Source organism: Delftia lacustris, assembly GCF_040267515.1.
GTDB classification, from domain to species: domain Bacteria; phylum Pseudomonadota; class Gammaproteobacteria; order Burkholderiales; family Burkholderiaceae_C; genus Comamonas; species Comamonas tsuruhatensis.
The window spans coordinates 3,075,495-3,089,581 of record NZ_CP141274.1 but is presented as its reverse complement, the minus strand read 5'-3'; the positions used below and the strand labels follow the sequence as shown (position 1 = coordinate 3,089,581).

17 protein-coding genes are annotated in these 14,087 nt (G+C 67.5%); 9 read left to right on the top strand and 8 right to left on the bottom strand.

What is annotated here, in order from left to right:
• Positions 1 to 17: 17 nt before the first annotated feature.
• On the bottom strand, positions 18 to 1,838 hold the full coding sequence (locus tag U6958_RS15560; RefSeq protein ID WP_074921306.1) for an ABC transporter ATP-binding protein/permease: 1,821 nt from the start codon (positions 1,836 to 1,838) through the stop codon (positions 18 to 20).
• Between the two features lie 284 nt (positions 1,839 to 2,122).
• Here U6958_RS15560 and U6958_RS15555 point away from each other — a divergent pair, with 284 nt between their 5' ends.
• Both U6958_RS15555 and U6958_RS15550 read left to right on the top strand, forming a co-directional pair.
• Positions 2,123 to 2,734 (top strand): chromate transporter, encoded by a 612-nt coding sequence (locus tag U6958_RS15555; RefSeq protein ID WP_074921307.1) that lies wholly within the window; start codon positions 2,123 to 2,125, stop codon positions 2,732 to 2,734.
• On the top strand, positions 2,731 to 3,339 hold the full coding sequence (locus U6958_RS15550) for a chromate transporter (protein ID WP_074921308.1): 609 nt from the start codon (positions 2,731 to 2,733) through the stop codon (positions 3,337 to 3,339). The genes U6958_RS15555 and U6958_RS15550 overlap by 4 nt, the downstream gene beginning before the upstream one ends.
• A gap of 111 nt (positions 3,340 to 3,450) precedes the next feature.
• On the opposite strand, the gene U6958_RS15545 is transcribed toward U6958_RS15550, so the two are convergent.
• Both U6958_RS15545 and U6958_RS15540 read right to left on the bottom strand, forming a co-directional pair.
• Positions 3,451 to 4,230, bottom strand: coding sequence for an NAD-dependent deacylase (locus U6958_RS15545; RefSeq protein WP_026062008.1), 780 nt, complete (start codon positions 4,228 to 4,230; stop codon positions 3,451 to 3,453).
• 57 nt (positions 4,231 to 4,287) lie between these two features.
• Complete coding sequence (locus tag U6958_RS15540; RefSeq protein WP_016447146.1) at positions 4,288 to 4,926, bottom strand: TetR/AcrR family transcriptional regulator; 639 nt, start codon at positions 4,924 to 4,926, stop codon at positions 4,288 to 4,290.
• A gap of 222 nt (positions 4,927 to 5,148) precedes the next feature.
• Here U6958_RS15540 and U6958_RS15535 point away from each other — a divergent pair, with 222 nt between their 5' ends.
• The 5 genes from U6958_RS15535 (at position 5,149) to U6958_RS15515 (ending at position 7,467) form a co-directional block, all read left to right on the top strand.
• A complete protein-coding gene (locus U6958_RS15535; protein WP_074921309.1) occupies positions 5,149 to 5,652 on the top strand; it encodes a VOC family protein in 504 nt (167 codons plus the stop codon).
• A gap of 73 nt (positions 5,653 to 5,725) precedes the next feature.
• Positions 5,726 to 6,148 carry a VOC family protein gene (locus U6958_RS15530; protein ID WP_074921310.1) on the top strand — a complete coding sequence of 141 codons (423 nt, stop codon included), beginning with the start codon at positions 5,726 to 5,728 and terminating at the stop codon, positions 6,146 to 6,148.
• Between the two features lie 47 nt (positions 6,149 to 6,195).
• A complete protein-coding gene (locus tag U6958_RS15525) occupies positions 6,196 to 6,579 on the top strand; it encodes a VOC family protein (protein WP_017403915.1) in 384 nt (127 codons plus the stop codon).
• A gap of 8 nt (positions 6,580 to 6,587) precedes the next feature.
• The gene (locus tag U6958_RS15520; protein ID WP_074921311.1) at positions 6,588 to 7,064 is read left to right on the top strand and encodes an SRPBCC family protein; all 477 of its coding nucleotides are present in this window, start codon (positions 6,588 to 6,590) and stop codon (positions 7,062 to 7,064) included.
• A 25-nt stretch (positions 7,065 to 7,089) separates the two neighbouring features.
• On the top strand, positions 7,090 to 7,467 hold the full coding sequence (locus U6958_RS15515) for a DUF1428 domain-containing protein (RefSeq protein WP_017403913.1): 378 nt from the start codon (positions 7,090 to 7,092) through the stop codon (positions 7,465 to 7,467).
• On the opposite strand, the gene rlmB is transcribed toward U6958_RS15515, so the two are convergent.
• Positions 7,464 to 8,255, bottom strand: coding sequence for a 23S rRNA (guanosine(2251)-2'-O)-methyltransferase RlmB (gene rlmB / locus U6958_RS15510; protein ID WP_016447151.1), 792 nt, complete (start codon positions 8,253 to 8,255; stop codon positions 7,464 to 7,466). The two genes, U6958_RS15515 and rlmB, sit on opposite strands and share 4 nt — an antisense overlap.
• Positions 8,256 to 8,470: 215 nt before the next feature.
• Between rlmB and sstT the strand changes: the two genes are divergently transcribed.
• Complete coding sequence (gene sstT / locus U6958_RS15505) at positions 8,471 to 9,694, top strand: serine/threonine transporter SstT (protein ID WP_016447152.1); 1,224 nt, start codon at positions 8,471 to 8,473, stop codon at positions 9,692 to 9,694.
• A gap of 40 nt (positions 9,695 to 9,734) precedes the next feature.
• Here the strand turns inward: sstT and U6958_RS15500 are convergent, their stop codons facing one another.
• On the bottom strand, positions 9,735 to 10,445 hold the full coding sequence (locus U6958_RS15500) for an ABC transporter ATP-binding protein (protein ID WP_017403911.1): 711 nt from the start codon (positions 10,443 to 10,445) through the stop codon (positions 9,735 to 9,737).
• Between the two features lie 16 nt (positions 10,446 to 10,461).
• Here U6958_RS15500 and U6958_RS15495 point away from each other — a divergent pair, with 16 nt between their 5' ends.
• Positions 10,462 to 11,127 (top strand): arylesterase, encoded by a 666-nt coding sequence (locus U6958_RS15495; protein ID WP_016447154.1) that lies wholly within the window; start codon positions 10,462 to 10,464, stop codon positions 11,125 to 11,127.
• Positions 11,128 to 11,146: 19 nt separating this feature from the next.
• On the opposite strand, the gene U6958_RS15490 is transcribed toward U6958_RS15495, so the two are convergent.
• From U6958_RS15490 to U6958_RS15480, 3 genes are all read right to left on the bottom strand, one after another.
• The gene (locus U6958_RS15490; RefSeq protein WP_016447155.1) at positions 11,147 to 11,332 is read right to left on the bottom strand and encodes a hypothetical protein; all 186 of its coding nucleotides are present in this window, start codon (positions 11,330 to 11,332) and stop codon (positions 11,147 to 11,149) included.
• A 64-nt stretch (positions 11,333 to 11,396) separates the two neighbouring features.
• On the bottom strand, positions 11,397 to 12,206 hold the full coding sequence (locus tag U6958_RS15485) for a DUF2189 domain-containing protein (RefSeq protein WP_047327361.1): 810 nt from the start codon (positions 12,204 to 12,206) through the stop codon (positions 11,397 to 11,399).
• Positions 12,207 to 12,322: 116 nt separating this feature from the next.
• The gene (locus tag U6958_RS15480) at positions 12,323 to 14,074 is read right to left on the bottom strand and encodes an alkaline phosphatase (protein ID WP_074921312.1); all 1,752 of its coding nucleotides are present in this window, start codon (positions 14,072 to 14,074) and stop codon (positions 12,323 to 12,325) included.
• Positions 14,075 to 14,087: the final 13 nt, after the last annotated feature.

Sequence of the window (14,087 nt, the reverse complement as noted above, 5' to 3'; positions counted from 1 at the left end):
CCAGGGCCGCACGCGGATCAAGCCTGGGGGGCGCTCTGCGGTGCGCTTACTTCCGACAGCGTCCACCCGCCATTGCCATCGACCGCCAGCGCGTGGGTATGGAAACCCGCCAGCGTGCTGCGGTGGCCCACGCTCACCAGCATGGTCGAGCGCATCTGCTCGCGCAGCAGCGTGTACAGCGCATGCTCCAGGCCCTCGTCCATGGCCGAGGTGGATTCATCGAGAAAGACGATGGCGGGCCGGTTGAACAGCACGCGGGCAAAGGCCAGGCGCTGCTGCTCGCCAATCGACAGAATGCGGGACCAATCCTGGTTGACATCCAGCTTGTCGGCCAGATGGGCCAGGCTGACCTGGCGCAGCGCCTGTTGAAGGCGCTCGTCGTCCTGCGGTGAAGCATCCATCGGATAGGCAATGGCCGTGCGCAGGTCGCCCAGCGGCAGATACGGGCGCTGCGACAGGAACAGCGCCTGGTGGCCGCCCGGGCGGCCCACCGTGCCCTGGGCATGCGGCCACAGGCCGGCAATGGACCGCAGCAAGGTGGTCTTGCCGCTGCCCGAAGGCCCCTTGATCAGCAGCGCCTGGCCGGGAGTGAGCTTGAGTTGCAGGTCGCTGAGCAGGTGGTGGCCGTCCGGGCGGCTGACCTGCAGACCCTCGATGTCCAGGGCGCCGGGTTGATCTTTGTGGACGACCTGGGGCAGTTCGCGGGTCTGGGCATTGGCATCCAGAAAGCCGCACAGGCGGTCCAGCGCGGCGCGGTACTGGGCGAAGGTGTCGTAGGAGGTGCGGAAAAATGACAGCGCATCCTGCACCTGCCCAAAGGCCTGCGAGGTCTGCATCACATCACCGAGCTTGATGGCACCGCTGAAAAAGCGCGGCGCCTGCAGCAGAAAGGGAAAGACCACGGCCACTTGGTTGACGGTGAGGTTGAAGCCGTCGAACTTCAGGCTGCGGTAGACCAGCGCCCAGACATTGGCGATCAACGCCGAAAAGCGCGTCAAAAGCGTGTTGCGCTCGATGGCCGCGCCCTGGTAGAAGGCGATGTTCTCCGCATATTCGCGCACGCGCACCAGGGCGTAGCGGAAGTTGGCGGTCAGCCTCTCGTTCAGGAAGTTCAGCCGGATCAGCGGCTGGCCCAGGCGAAAGGCGATCAGCGTGGCGACGATCACATAGAGGTAGACCGCGAACACCATGGCCCGCGGAACCTCCACGCCCGCCACCGCGATGGGCGCGGACAGCCCCCAGAGAATGCCCGTGAACGCCACCAGCGAGACCACGGCGCTGACGGCACCCAGCGCCAGGGTCAGCGAGTTCGAGACAAAGGTGTTCACATCCAGCTCGATGCGCTGGTCGGGGTTGTCCACCGGCTCGTCCAGGAAGTGGCTGCGATAGTAGGCATCGCCGCGCATCCAGTCGGTGGTCACGCGCTCGTTGAGCCACACCCGCCAGCGGATGCGAAACGCCTGGTTCACATAGAAATTGAACAGCTCGCGCAGGATGTGGACCGTGGCCAGCACCGCAAAGATACCCAGGAAGCGCCAAAAGCCCTTCTGGTCCAGTTCCTGCAGCGCGCTGTAGAAGCCGTTGTACCAGTAGGAAAACAGCACGTTCATGCGCACCGAGACCAGGGCCAGCACCAGCAGCAGCGTGAACACCAGCAGCGGCCACCAGCTGTTTCTGGGGTGCAGGAACGGGCCGGCCAGCTGCCAGAACTGCCGACCCCAGCGGGTGAATCGAACCACCAGCAGCGCCACGGCCGCGAAAGCCACGACGGTTATCACTGAGGCCGCCGCCAGCCAGACCAGGCTTTCCTGCAGCGCCTTGCTCCAATCCATGTCCATGTCGGAGATCCTCGGGTTGTGTGGGTGGAGAGAATCTACTCCTGTTCAGACAGGCCGGCGGGCAGGCCTGGGCGCATGCCGGCAGCAAGCCATCTGCGCTTGCAATGCCCCCATCGCCGTTGCCGATGGGGCCGCTGCCGACAAGGCCGCTGCGCAGGATTAACATTCCGTGCGTGCCGCCCCGGCGGCAGGCACGAAGACAGGACCGGCCCGCGCGGTTCCCCCACGACAACAGCGATGCCCTCCCGGGGCCCTGCCCGGGCGGCTCAGACACAAGCCAGAACATGCCCGCATCGCCGCCCCAGGCCCACCCGCCACACGACCCCGCCGATGTGCCGGCCCGGCGCCCCGCCCCCGCCAATCTGCGCGATCTGTTCTGGTCCTTCACCTGGCTGGCCCTGCAGGGCTTTGGCGGTGTGCTGGCCGTGGTACAGCGCGAGCTGGTGGAGAAAAAGCGCTGGCTGACCAATGAAGAGTTTGTGGAGGACTGGGCCGTGGCCCAGATCATGCCCGGCCCCAATGTGGTCAACCTGTCCATCACCATTGGCGAGCGCTACTTCGGCTGGCGCGGTGCCGTGGTGGCCGTGTGCGGCATGCTGTGCTTTCCCATGCTGCTGGTGCTGACGCTGACCGTGATCTATTCCCAGCTGGCCGACCACCCCGCCGTGGCCGGCGCGCTGCGCGGCATGGGCGCCGTCGCAGCCGGCCTGGTGGCGGGCATGGGCCTGAAGCTGGCCAGCACGCTGAGCCGCCACCCGCTGGGGCGCTGGTGCAGCGCGGGGCTGGCGCTGGCCTCGTTCATTGCCATGGCGGTGATGCGCATTCCGCTGGCCTGGGTGCTGCTGGTGGTCGGCGGCGCGGGTTGCGTGCTGACCTGGAGAAAGTTCACGCCATGAATGCTGCCCACCAGATTGCACTGAGCCTGCAGCCCGCCGACTGGTTGCAGTTGCTGCTGTATTTCCTGACGCTGTCGCTGATGGCCGTGGGCGGGGCCATTGCCACGGCGCCCGACATGCACCGTTTTCTGGTCGATGGCCATGGCTGGCTCAGCGAGGCGCAATTCAGCTCCTCCATCGCCATTGCCCAGGCGGCGCCCGGGCCCAATGTGCTGTTCATCGCCCTGCTGGGATGGAACCTGGGCCTGAACGCAGGCGGAGGCACGGGCCTGCTGGCCTGGGCCTTTGGAGCACTGGGCGTGACCATCTGCATGATCGGCATCCTCTTGCCCAGTTCGCTGCTGGCCTGGCAGGCATCGCGGTGGGGCCAGCGTAACAGGAACCGGCGCGGCGTGCGGGCCTTCAAGCAGGGCATGGGCCCTCTGGTCATCGGCCTGCTGCTGGCCACGGGCTGGCTGCTGGGCACGGGCAGCGGTCGCCCCGCCCAGGATTGGCGCCTGTGGCTGCTGACCCTGGTCTGCGCCCTGCTGGTCTGGCGCACGCGCATCCACCTGCTGTGGCTGCTGGGCGCCGGCGCGGCGCTGGGAGCGCTGGACTGGATCTGAGCGGATGCGCGAGAGGGAGGGGACTGCCCCAGTTGTGCGTCAAAAGGAGCCGCCATGGCGCAAGCCCCTTCCCTCCCCCTGGGCCGCGTCGGGCGGCCTGCCCCTCCGCCTTCAGTCGCCCAGCAGCAGCGGCAGCACCTGTGCCGACGGGCCGCGCAGGCATTGGTGGGCCGCGTCATCCAGCTCGGACGGTGCGGGATTGATCACGGCCACATGTGCGCCCGCCCTGCGTGCGATTCGCGCCAGCCCTGCAGCCGGGTACACGGCGCCCGATGTGCCCACCACCAGCAGCACATCGCAGTGCTGCACCGCCGCCTCGGCGGCCTGCCACACGCCCATGGGCAGGGACTCGCCGAACCAGACCACGCCCGGGCGCACCAGGTTGCCGCAGACGGCGCACTGCGGCGGCTCGCCCGGCTTCACCTGGGCCAGATCGCAGCATGCGCGCGGCCTTTCCAGCCAGCGGTCCCGCATCAGCTCACCATGCAGGCACAGCACGCCGGGGCTGCCTGCGCGCTGGTGCAGGCCATCGACGTTCTGCGTGACCAGCGTCATGCGGCCCGGGTGGCGCAAGGCCCATTGCGCCAGCGCATGGTGGCCGGCGTTGGGCTGCACCGCAGCCACGGCTTCGCGCCGGTGCGCATACCACTGCCAGACGCGCTGCGGATGCGCGCGAAAGCCTGCCTCGCTGGCCATGTCCTGCGGGTTGAACTGTGCCCAGTAGCTGTTCTTGTCGTCGCGAAAGGTGGGTACGCCGGATTCGGCGCTGACGCCTGCGCCCGTGAGCACCGCGATATGGGCTGCACGCGCGATGCGGTCGCGCAGCTCGCCCTGGCCGGCCAGTTCAGGCTCGGCGGGGGAAGGCGAGGAAAGGGAATGTTCGTCGGGCATCGGGGCGGCGATGGAAAAAAGGCAGGCCATTGTGAGGCAGTGTCGCCCCGCCACGCATCAAATGCCTTTTTCCACCATCTCCAGCAGGCGCAGCGCCAGCGCGCGCCGCTGCTCGGCGGTGGCGTGGCGCAGCGGCCCGTCTATCACCAGCAAGGCCATGCCGTGCACCGCGGACCAGGCCAGGAACTCGGCCTGGGGCCGGCGCTCGGCAGGCAGCACGCCGGCCTCGGCCATGCTGTCCAGCGCATAGCCCAGCAGCTCGAACGGGTTCAGTCCCATGGCCGCTGCACGCGTGGTGTCCGGCGGCAGGTCCACGTCGTACTCGACCGAAGCAAAGGCCGTGCGAAACCAGCCGGTCTCCGTCTGGGCAAAGCCCAGATAGCCGCGCCCCACGGCAGCCAGCAGCGCGCGTGAGCGCTGCAGCACATCGGGCAGGGTGCGCGCCTGGGCCATTTCGGCCTCGATGGCTGCGGCCAGTGCGCCCAGGGCCGCGGCGCGCACGGCATCAAACAGCGCCTGGCGGTTGGCAAAGTGACGATAGGCTGCATTGGGCGCCACGCCCGCCCGGCGCGTGGCCTCGCGCAGCACGATCGCCTGGGGACCGCCTTCACGCGCCAGCGCCAGGCCAGCCTCGACCAGGGCTTGGCGCAGGTCGCCGTGGTGATATGACTCACGCCTGACACGTCGCTGCGTCACTGTTTTGCTTCCTTTTTTCTGCGTGGCCGCATCACCCGAGAGGGAAGACAGCCCTGCCCCGCCGATTTACAGCTTGACACCGAAGCTGACAGCGCTTGATGTGGACAGCGTCCATTTTAGTCCCTAGCATATGTGAACGGCGTACACACGCCGGGCAGAAATCGATAAAAAGCCGGCATCGAACGGCATGAAACGGTTATCACCGTCACCAAGGAGACAAGCATGGCTTTGCACACCGGCCGCATACAGCCCTGCCTCTGGTTCGACAACCAGGGCGAGCAGGCGGCGCGCTTCTATACGGAAGTCTTTCCCGATTCCCGCATCACGGCCATTGCGCGCTACGGCGAAGCAGGCCACGACATCCACGGCAGGCCGGCGGGCAGCGTGATGACGGTGCAATTCGAGCTGGAAGGCCAGCCCCTTCTGGCACTCAACGGCGGCCCCATGTTCCGCTTCAACGAGGCCGTCTCGCTGATGGTCAGTTGCGATACACAGGACGAGATAGACCACTACTGGGGCGCCCTGTCCGAGGGCGGCGACCCGGCGGCGCGTCAATGCGGCTGGCTCAAGGACCGCCATGGCCTGTCGTGGCAAATCGTTCCGTCCCAGATGGCCAGCTGGATGGGAGGCCCCGACATGGCCGCCGCCCAGCGCGTGATGCAGGCCCTGCTGGGCATGCAAAAGCTGGACATCGCCGCTCTTGAGCGCGCGCATGACGGCGGCTGAAGCCTCCTGGTCCCCTCCTCCCGTCCTCCCGTTCCTCCACTCCCCTCGCCACCGTCCCTCCCAGGAGCGTTCCATGCAATTCATCCCCTATCTGAACTTCAACGGCAACTGCGCCGAGGCCTTCGCCTTCTACGCCAGGCTGTTCGGCGGCACCATCGTGCACCAGAGCACCTTTGGCGAGACGCCGGGCATGGAGCAGATGCCCGAGGCCGACAAGCGCCTGATCATGCATGCCCACCTGCAGGTCAGGGACCAGGCGCTGATGGCCTCGGACGCCACCGACAACTGCGGTGGCGGCGGCTACCAGCAGGCCCAGGGCATGTGGATCTCGATCGGCGTGGACGACGCCACCGAAGGCGGCCGCATCTTCAACGCGCTGGCCGAGGGCGGCAAGGTGACCATGCCCTTCCAGGCCACGTTCTGGTCGCCGGGCTTTGGCATGGTGACGGACCGCTTCAACACACCCTGGATGGTCAACGTCAAGGGCGAGGCCTGAACAAGGCCGGCCGACACATTGCCTCAGTCACCCAAGAAGGAGTCCTCATGAACGCCAATCCCGTCGTCTGGTTCGAGATCCATGTGCAGGACATGGCGCGTGCGCGCCGGTTCTATGAAACCGTCTTCCAGGGCAAGCTGGAGCACCTGCCCGCGCCCGATGGCTCCGACAGCCAGGAGATGCTGTCCTTTCCGATGGACATGACAGGCCCCGGCGCGGGCGGAATGCTGGTGCGGATGGACGGCGCACCTTCCGGCGGCGGCGGCACGCTGGTCTATTTCGGCTGCGAGGACTGCGCCATAGAACAGGGCCGCGTCGAGGCCGCAGGCGGGCACATCGAGCAGGCCAAATTCTCCATCGGCCCCCACGGCCACTGCGCCGTCGTGGTGGACACCGAGGGCAACCGCATCGGCCTGCACTCCATGCAATGAGGAGCACCATGACAGCACAAGACCTTCCCGAACACGCCAACGACCTGGTGCTCACGCGCCTGTTCGACATCCCCGCCGACAGGCTCTACCGCTGCTGGACCGAGCCGGCGCTGATCCAGCAATGGTTTGCACCCAGCCCCTGGAGCGTGGCCCGGGTGGACAACGATGTGCGGCCCGGCGGCCACAGCCTCATCGTCATGCGCAGCCCCGAAGGCCAGGAGATGCCCGGCAGCGGTGTCTACCTGGAAGTCATTCCCAACCGGCGCCTGGTCTTCACCGACGCCTTCACCCAAGGCTGGGTGCCAGCCGACAAGCCCTTCATGACGGGCATCGTCACCTTCGACCCCGAAGGCAGCCAGACCCGCTATACCGCCCGGGTGCGCCATTGGAATGCCGCCGACCGCGCCCAGCACGAGGCCATGGGCTTTCACGGCGGCTGGGGCCAGTGCGCAGACCAGTTGGCGGAACTCGCAGCCCGGCTCTGACGCCGGTTTTCACCAGGAGAGCACCATGCACTACATCGACGGATTCGTACTGCCCGTTCCCCGGGCCAACCTGCAGGCCTACCGCGAGGTGGCCGAGGCCGCAGGCAAGGTCTGGATGGAATACGGCGCGCTGCAGTACTGGGAATGCGCGGGCGACGACGTGCCCATGGGCAAGCTGACCTCGTTTCCCCAGGCCGTGCAGCTCAAGGAAGGCGAGATCGTGTTCTTTTCATGGATCGTCTATGCCTCGCGCGCGGAGCGCGACCGCATCAATGCCGCCGTCATGAAGGACCCGCGCATTGCCTCCATGGACCCGGCCACCATGCCCTTCGACGCCAAGCGCATGTTCTGGGGCGGCTTCGATAGCGTGGTGGAGCTGGGCGCCGGCGGCGCGCCAGCCTAGATCTGGTCGGCCGGGGCGGCGGATACGGCAGGCGTGGTGCCCAGGCCGCGCTGGCGCAGCGCCTCGTACAGGCACACGCCGCTGGCCACGGACACATTGAGGCTGGAGACGGCGCCCATCATGGGAATGCCGATCAGCTCGTCGCAGGTCTTGCGCGTGAGCTGGCGCATGCCGTCGCCTTCTGCGCCCAGCACCAGGGCCGTGGGGCCCTTGAGGTCCACCTCATACAGGGTCTTGGGCGCATCGTCGCTGGTGCCGATGATCCAGATGTCGCGCTCCTTGAGCTCATTGAGCGTGCGCGCCAGATTGGTGACCATGAAATAGGGCACGGTCTCGGCCGCGCCGCTGGCCACCTTGGCCACGGTGGCGTTCACGCCCACCGCATGGTCCTTGGGCGCAATCACCGCATGGGCGCCTGCGCCATCGGCCACGCGCAGGCAGGCGCCGAGGTTGTGCGGATCGGTCACGCCGTCCAGCACCAGCAGCAGCGGGTTGCTGACGCCATCGGCCTCCAGCTGCTCCAGCAGTTCATCCAGCGAATGCACCTGGGCCACCGCCTCCACGCGCGCGGCCACGCCCTGGTGGCCGTGGCTGCCGGCGAGCTTGGCCAGGCGTTCGCCGTCTGCCTCGATCAGCCGGACGCCGGCCGACTTGGCGCGGTCGAGGAACTGGCGCATGCGCGCATCACGGCGCGTGGCCTCGTAGTAGACCTCGATGATGGATTGGGGCGCGGTCTTCATGCGCACGCCGACGGCGTGGAAGCCGAAGAGAACTTTGGGGGACGACATGGGGCGCGATTATCCCGCCAATTGGGCGCAGCCCCGGCACCCGCCGGACGAAGCCCGTCTGCACGCAACGGCTCCTGTGGTTTTTACGTAGCCGCTACACTGCGCGGGTTGGCCGCTTTCCAGCGGGCCCCTCTCATTGCGGCATGCACCGAAGCCACGGGCATGCCGCTTTGCATTTTTCATCGCCCTGTTTTTCCATTTCTTTCTCAACCATCATGCTCAAAGCCTTTCTTGCCTGGCTTGCCCGCACCAGCCTGGTGGGCCAGATCGCCATCAGTCTGGTCGCCGGCGGCCTGTTGGCCTGGCTCTGGCCCGAGGCCGCCCAGTCCGTATCCCTGCTGGGGACGCTGTTCATCTCCGCCCTCAAGGCCGTTGCCCCTGTCCTGGTGCTGCTGCTGGTGGTCTCGGCCACCAGCAACCACCGGCCCGGCCACGCCACGCAGATACGGCCCATCCTGTGGCTGTATGTGCTGGGCACCTTTGCCGCGGCCGTGGTGGCCGTGGTGGCCAGCATGGCCTTCCCGTCCACCATCCAGTTCAAGGACGCCGCCCCCGCCCAGGGCGCGCCTGGGCGCATTGGTGAAGTGCTGATGGCCCTGGTGCAAAGCGCCTTCGACAACCCGGTACGCGCGCTGATGAATGCCAACTACATCGGCATCCTTGCCTGGGCAGTGGCCATGGGCCTCGCCCTGCGCCACGCCTCTGAGACCACGCGCGCCGTGATGCATGACCTGGGCCAGGCCATCACCCGCGTGATCCAGGGCGTGATCCGCCTGGCGCCGCTGGGCATCTTCGGCCTGGTGGCGGGCACCTTTGCCCAGTCGGGCCTGGAAAAGCTGCTGGACTATGCCCACCTGCTGGCCGTGCTGCTGGGCTGCATGCTCTTCGTGGCCCTGGTGGTCAATCCGTTCATCGTCTGGACGCAGACGCGCCGCAATCCCTATCCCCTGGTGCTGACCTGCCTGCGCGAGAGCGCGGTCACGGCCTTCTTCACGCGCAGCTCGGCCGCCAACATCCCGGTGAACCTGGCGCTGGCCAAGCGCCTGGGCCTGGATGAGGACACCTACAGCGTCTCCATCCCGCTGGGCGCCACCATCAACATGGCCGGCGCCGCCGTCACCATCAGCGTGCTCTCGCTGGCTGCGGCCCATACCCTGGGCATCCAGGTCGATCTGCTGACCGCCATCTTGCTGTGCGTGGTGTCCGCGGTGTGCGCCTGCGGCGCCTCGGGCGTGGCCGGTGGCTCGCTGCTGCTGATTCCGCTGGCCTGCAGCCTGTTCGGCATCTCCAACGATCTGGCCATGCAGGTGGTGGGCGTGGGCTTTGTGATCGGCGTGATCCAGGACTCGGCCGAAACCGCACTCAACTCCTCCACGGACGTGATCTTCACGGCCGCGGCCTGCGAGGCGGCCGGGCGGCGCGAAGCTGTCGCCGCCTGAGGTCCTGCCACTGGTTGCAGCCGCTTGACCCGGCGGCCGATCAGGCCGCCAGCGCCTGCCCCTCTTCGATGCTGGCGACGCGGCCGGCCTCGATGGTCACGCGCCGCTCGCAGCGCGCGGCGATGGCTCGGTCATGCGTGACCATGACCAACGTGGTGCCGCGCTCACGGTTGAGCGCGAACATCAGCTCCATGATGGTTTCGCCGGTCGCAAAGTCCAGGCTGCCCGTGGGCTCGTCGGCCAGCAGCACGGCGGGCTCGACCACGAAGGCGCGGGCCAGCGCCACGCGCTGCTGCTCGCCGCCCGACAGCAGCTTGGGATAGTGGCCCAGGCGCTGGCCCAGCCCCACGCGCTCCAGCATTTCGGTGGCGCGGCGGCGGGCGTCGCGGCTGCCGGCCAGCTCCAGCGGCAGCATCACGTTCTCCAGCGCCGTCAGATTGCCCAGCAGCTGGAAGCTCTGGAAGACAAAGCCCAGCTTCTGCGCACGCACGGCAGCGCGCGCATCCTCGTCCAGCGCAAACATGTCCTGGCCCTGCAGCCGCACCGTGCCGCGCGTGGGCGTATCCAGGCCTGCGAGTATGGACAGCAGCGTGCTCTTGCCCGAGCCCGAGGCACCGACGATGGCCACGGTTTCCCTTGCCGCGAAGCGCAGATCGATATCCCTCAGAATATCCAGTGTTCCGGTCGAATCGCTGACCGACTTGAAGACATGCTCGACTTCGATCAGGGGCTGGGCAGTGCTTTGTGACATGGAGGATGGGAAGACGATGCAAGACAAGCTGCGCGCAATGCGCCGACGCCGCCACTTTATCTCGGCCGGCTTGGCCTTCGGTCTGCTGGGTACTTGGACGGCCATGCCCGCCCGGGCTGCAGACGCCGGCCCGTTGCTGGTACTGGGCGATTCGCTGAGTGCCGAGTACGGTCTGGCCCGCGGAACGGGCTGGGTGGCGCTGCTGCAAAAGCGCCTGCAGGAGAGCCAGAAAAATGTGCCGCTGGTCAACGCCAGCGTGAGCGGCGAGACCACCTCGGGCGGCCGCTCGCGCCTGCCGGCCCTGCTCAAGCAGCACAAGCCGTCGGTGGTGGTGATCGAATTGGGAGGCAACGATGCGCTGCGCGGCCTGCCGCTGCAAAGCACGCAGGGCAATCTGGACGCCATGGTACGCGCGGCCCGTGATGCCGGGGCCAAGGTGCTGCTGGTGGGCATGCAGGTGCCTCCCAACTACGGCAGCGGCTATACGCGCCAGTTCGAGCAGTTGTTCTCCAAGGTGGCGCAGGAGCAGAAGGTACCGCTCGTGCCCTTCCTGCTGGCCGGTATAGGCGATGCGGCCGACTCGGCCCAGTGGTTCCAGGCTGACCGCATCCACCCCACGGCCAAGGCCCAGCCGCGCATGCTGGACAATGTCTGGCCACAGCTCAGCAAACTGCTGCCCTGAGCACAGGGCAGCCAGGCTGTCAGCTGCTGCGGCCTTCCTCGCCGGAATGCGCCGCTGCGGGGGATGCCTGGTCTTCACCCGCCATACCGCCGCCCTCATGGTCGTCGGGTTTTCTTTCGGCCTTGGCCTTCTCCTTTTCAAGCTTCTTCTGCTTCTTGGCCAGTTCGCGCTGGCGTTTTTCATAGGCGTAGTTGGGTGTCGCCACAGGTGGACTCCTCTGTTGTTGCAAGCCCCACTGTAGCCGCAAGACGGGGCCCGGCCGTAAAACCTCAGGATAGGGGGGACGCAGGGTCGGCAGATTCACCCACGCTGCAGCGGTAAGCATGCCAACTGGCGCAGCCCAGCAAAGGCCCCACCAGCAGCAGGCCCACGCCGTGCCACCACAGCGCAGCAGCCACCAGCACGGTGATGATCGCGGCCCATTGCAGCATGACGGCCAGGTTGAGGCCGACCACGCGCATGCTGGTGATGCAGGCCGTCAGCGCATCGCTGCCCCGGTCCAGCATGGCCGGCAGCGCCACCACCATGCTGGCGAACACCAGGGCCGCGAAGGCGCCGCCGACCAGCACGTAGATCGCCAGGAACTCCCAATTCTCCGGCCGTGTCACGGCCTGCAGCATGCCGGCCGTGGTGGGCATGCCGGTATCGAAGAACACGGCAAACACCACCATGGAGGCGCGCGCCCAGAGCATTTCCAGCACCAGCAAAACCATGACCAGCATGCCCATGCTGCCCATCTGCGTGTCCCAGCAGGTCAGCGAGCTGCCAAGCTCCGGCGGCAATCCCCGCTCCAGCCTGCGACTGGTGTCGTACAGGCCCATGGCCAGGAAGGGGCCGATGAGCAGACAGCCGCTGGCCATGGCCATGCTGTATTCAGGGCTGGCACGGAACACCCAGCCGATGAGCAGGGCCATGGCCCAGAAGCACAGGCCATAGAACAGCGCAACGCCCGGCGCCCGCCGCAGATCGCGCCAGCCCAGCGCCAGCCAGCGCCAGGGATCGGCCATGCGCAGCGGTTGCACCTGCAGCGCGCCAGCCGGGTGGTCGGAAGCTTTCTCGGGAGCGGGGGATGCCTGCATACCTGGACCTCCTGGATCAGCGAGCCCCAAGTTAGCGCAGCCATGGCCGCGCTGCCATGGCGGAAACTACCGAGGGCCCCCGCCCAGACCGCGCAGGCCCGCACCCCGGTCCGCCCTCAGGCCTGCACCAGCTTGCCCGGCTGGCCGGGCAGCACCTTCCAGGCCGCGTCCCGCACGGTCTGGTACTGGCGGCTGAACACCGTATCCACATAGATCCATTCGGCCTGGCAGGCCTGGGGGGTTGCCGTGACGATCATGTAGCCGCGGCGGGAGGTATCGCAGTACTTGAGCGTGTTGATGAACTGCAGCAGCGCGCCACGCAACTGGGCCGGATCCTGGCCGGGCAGGTAGTCCTCGAAGCCGGGCGAGCTGACGGACGAGGTGGCGAACTCCACGCCCACGCCCTGCCCGCTGCGGTCGCGCAGCTCGCTGGCCCAGGCGTTGTGGGTATCACCGGCCAGCACGACCAGGTTCTTGCCCAGGCTGCGCGCCGTGGCCAGCACGGTTTCGCGAGCCACGGCGTAGCCGTCCCAGGCATCGAGGTTGTAGGGAATGCTGGGCTGGGCCAGGATGGCCTTTTCCGCCGCCGTCAGGCTGGCCGGGTTGGCCTGGGCCTTGGCAAGCAGCGCCGCGTAGGCCGGCAGCGAGACACCGCTGCCGGGGCTGAGGATGTCCATCAGCAAGGGCGCCGGCAGCTCCATGCGCCCCATCAGCACCTGCTGGCCCAGCACCTGCCAGGTGGCCTGCGAGGCCGCCATCTGCTGGCCAAGCCACTGGGTCTGCGTGGCGCCCATGAGCTGGCGTGCGGGATTGGACATGTCGGAGGAAAAGCGCGCCGCGTCCAGCCCCTGGGCCGTGAAATAGTCGGCGTAGTCCAGCTGTTCGTCGCGGCCGATGACGCGCGTGTCCAGCATGTGCAGCGCCAGCAGGTCGCCGAAGGCGAAGCTGCGGTAGATGATCTCGGGCTGTGCGTTGCGCGTGGGCATCCACTCGTGATAGGCCTTGAGCGCGGCCACCTTGCGCAGCTCGAAGTCGCCTTCGGTGGCCGGCTGGTGGTTCTCGGCGCCGTGCATCCAGGTGTCATTGGAGACTTCGTGGTCGTCCCAGACCGCAATCATGGGCGCTGCCGCATGCAGGGCCTGCAGGTCGGCATCGCTCTTGTACTGGGCATGGCGCTGGCGGTAGTCGGCCAGGCTGACGATTTCGTTGGCCGGCAGGCTCTGGCGCTGCATGGCTTCGGCCTTGCCGTTGGCATAGCCGCCGCGCGCATATTCGTAGATGTAGTCGCCCAGATGCACGGTGGCGTCCAGGTCGCCCTGGCGTGCCGCATGCGCGTAGACATTGAAGTAGCCGGCCGGGTAGTTGGCGCAGGAAAACACGGCCAGCTTGACCTGCTGCACGGCGCCCACGGGCAGGGTTCGCGTGCGGCCCGTGGCGCTGGTCATGCCCTGGCAGCGAAAGCGGTAGTGGTAGCGCGTGGCGGGCCTGAGGCCCGTGGCATCGGCCTTGAAGGTGAAATCCTGGGTGGCGCGCGCCATGGCCTTGCCCGAAGTCACGAGGGTCTTGAAGTCGGCGTCCGATGCCACTTCCCACTCCACCTCGATGTCGCTGGAATGGCCCTGCGGCGGCGTCACGCGGGTCCAGAGGATGACGCGGTCACTCAACGGGTCGCCGCTGGCCACGCCGTGGCGGAACTCGACGGGAATGCGGCTGTCGCCATCCGACCCGCCGCAGCCGGCCAGTGGCAGCGCCAGGGCCGAGGCGCCCATGCCGCGCACGAAATGGCGGCGGCTGGCCACGAGGCCGGATTCGCGGGAGCCGGCTTTCGCCTGCTGCAGGATGTTGGTGATGCTCTCTTTGTGCTTCATGCTGGACCGGGGC

Bases quoted from the DNA above. Each gene is read 5' to 3' on its own strand.
- rlmB (WP_016447151.1), bottom strand. From the start codon at position 8,255: ATGTCGTCCCCCAAAGTTCTCTTCGGCTTCCACGCCGTCGGCGTGCGC.
- U6958_RS15480 (WP_074921312.1), bottom strand. From the start codon at position 14,074: ATGAAGCACAAAGAGAGCATCACCAACATCCTGCAGCAGGCGAAAGCC.
- U6958_RS15520 (WP_074921311.1), top strand. From the start codon at position 6,588: ATGACAGCACAAGACCTTCCCGAACACGCCAACGACCTGGTGCTCACG.
- U6958_RS15495 (WP_016447154.1), top strand. From the start codon at position 10,462: ATGCAAGACAAGCTGCGCGCAATGCGCCGACGCCGCCACTTTATCTCG.
- U6958_RS15500 (WP_017403911.1), bottom strand. From the start codon at position 10,445: ATGTCACAAAGCACTGCCCAGCCCCTGATCGAAGTCGAGCATGTCTTC.
- U6958_RS15530 (WP_074921310.1), top strand. From the start codon at position 5,726: ATGCAATTCATCCCCTATCTGAACTTCAACGGCAACTGCGCCGAGGCC.
- U6958_RS15485 (WP_047327361.1), bottom strand. From the start codon at position 12,206: ATGCAGGCATCCCCCGCTCCCGAGAAAGCTTCCGACCACCCGGCTGGC.
- U6958_RS15550 (WP_074921308.1), top strand. From the start codon at position 2,731: ATGAATGCTGCCCACCAGATTGCACTGAGCCTGCAGCCCGCCGACTGG.
- sstT (WP_016447152.1), top strand. From the start codon at position 8,471: ATGCTCAAAGCCTTTCTTGCCTGGCTTGCCCGCACCAGCCTGGTGGGC.
- U6958_RS15560 (WP_074921306.1), bottom strand. From the start codon at position 1,838: ATGGACATGGATTGGAGCAAGGCGCTGCAGGAAAGCCTGGTCTGGCTG.
- U6958_RS15525 (WP_017403915.1), top strand. From the start codon at position 6,196: ATGAACGCCAATCCCGTCGTCTGGTTCGAGATCCATGTGCAGGACATG.
- U6958_RS15545 (WP_026062008.1), bottom strand. From the start codon at position 4,230: ATGCCCGACGAACATTCCCTTTCCTCGCCTTCCCCCGCCGAGCCTGAA.
- U6958_RS15515 (WP_017403913.1), top strand. From the start codon at position 7,090: ATGCACTACATCGACGGATTCGTACTGCCCGTTCCCCGGGCCAACCTG.
- U6958_RS15535 (WP_074921309.1), top strand. From the start codon at position 5,149: ATGGCTTTGCACACCGGCCGCATACAGCCCTGCCTCTGGTTCGACAAC.
- U6958_RS15555 (WP_074921307.1), top strand. From the start codon at position 2,123: ATGCCCGCATCGCCGCCCCAGGCCCACCCGCCACACGACCCCGCCGAT.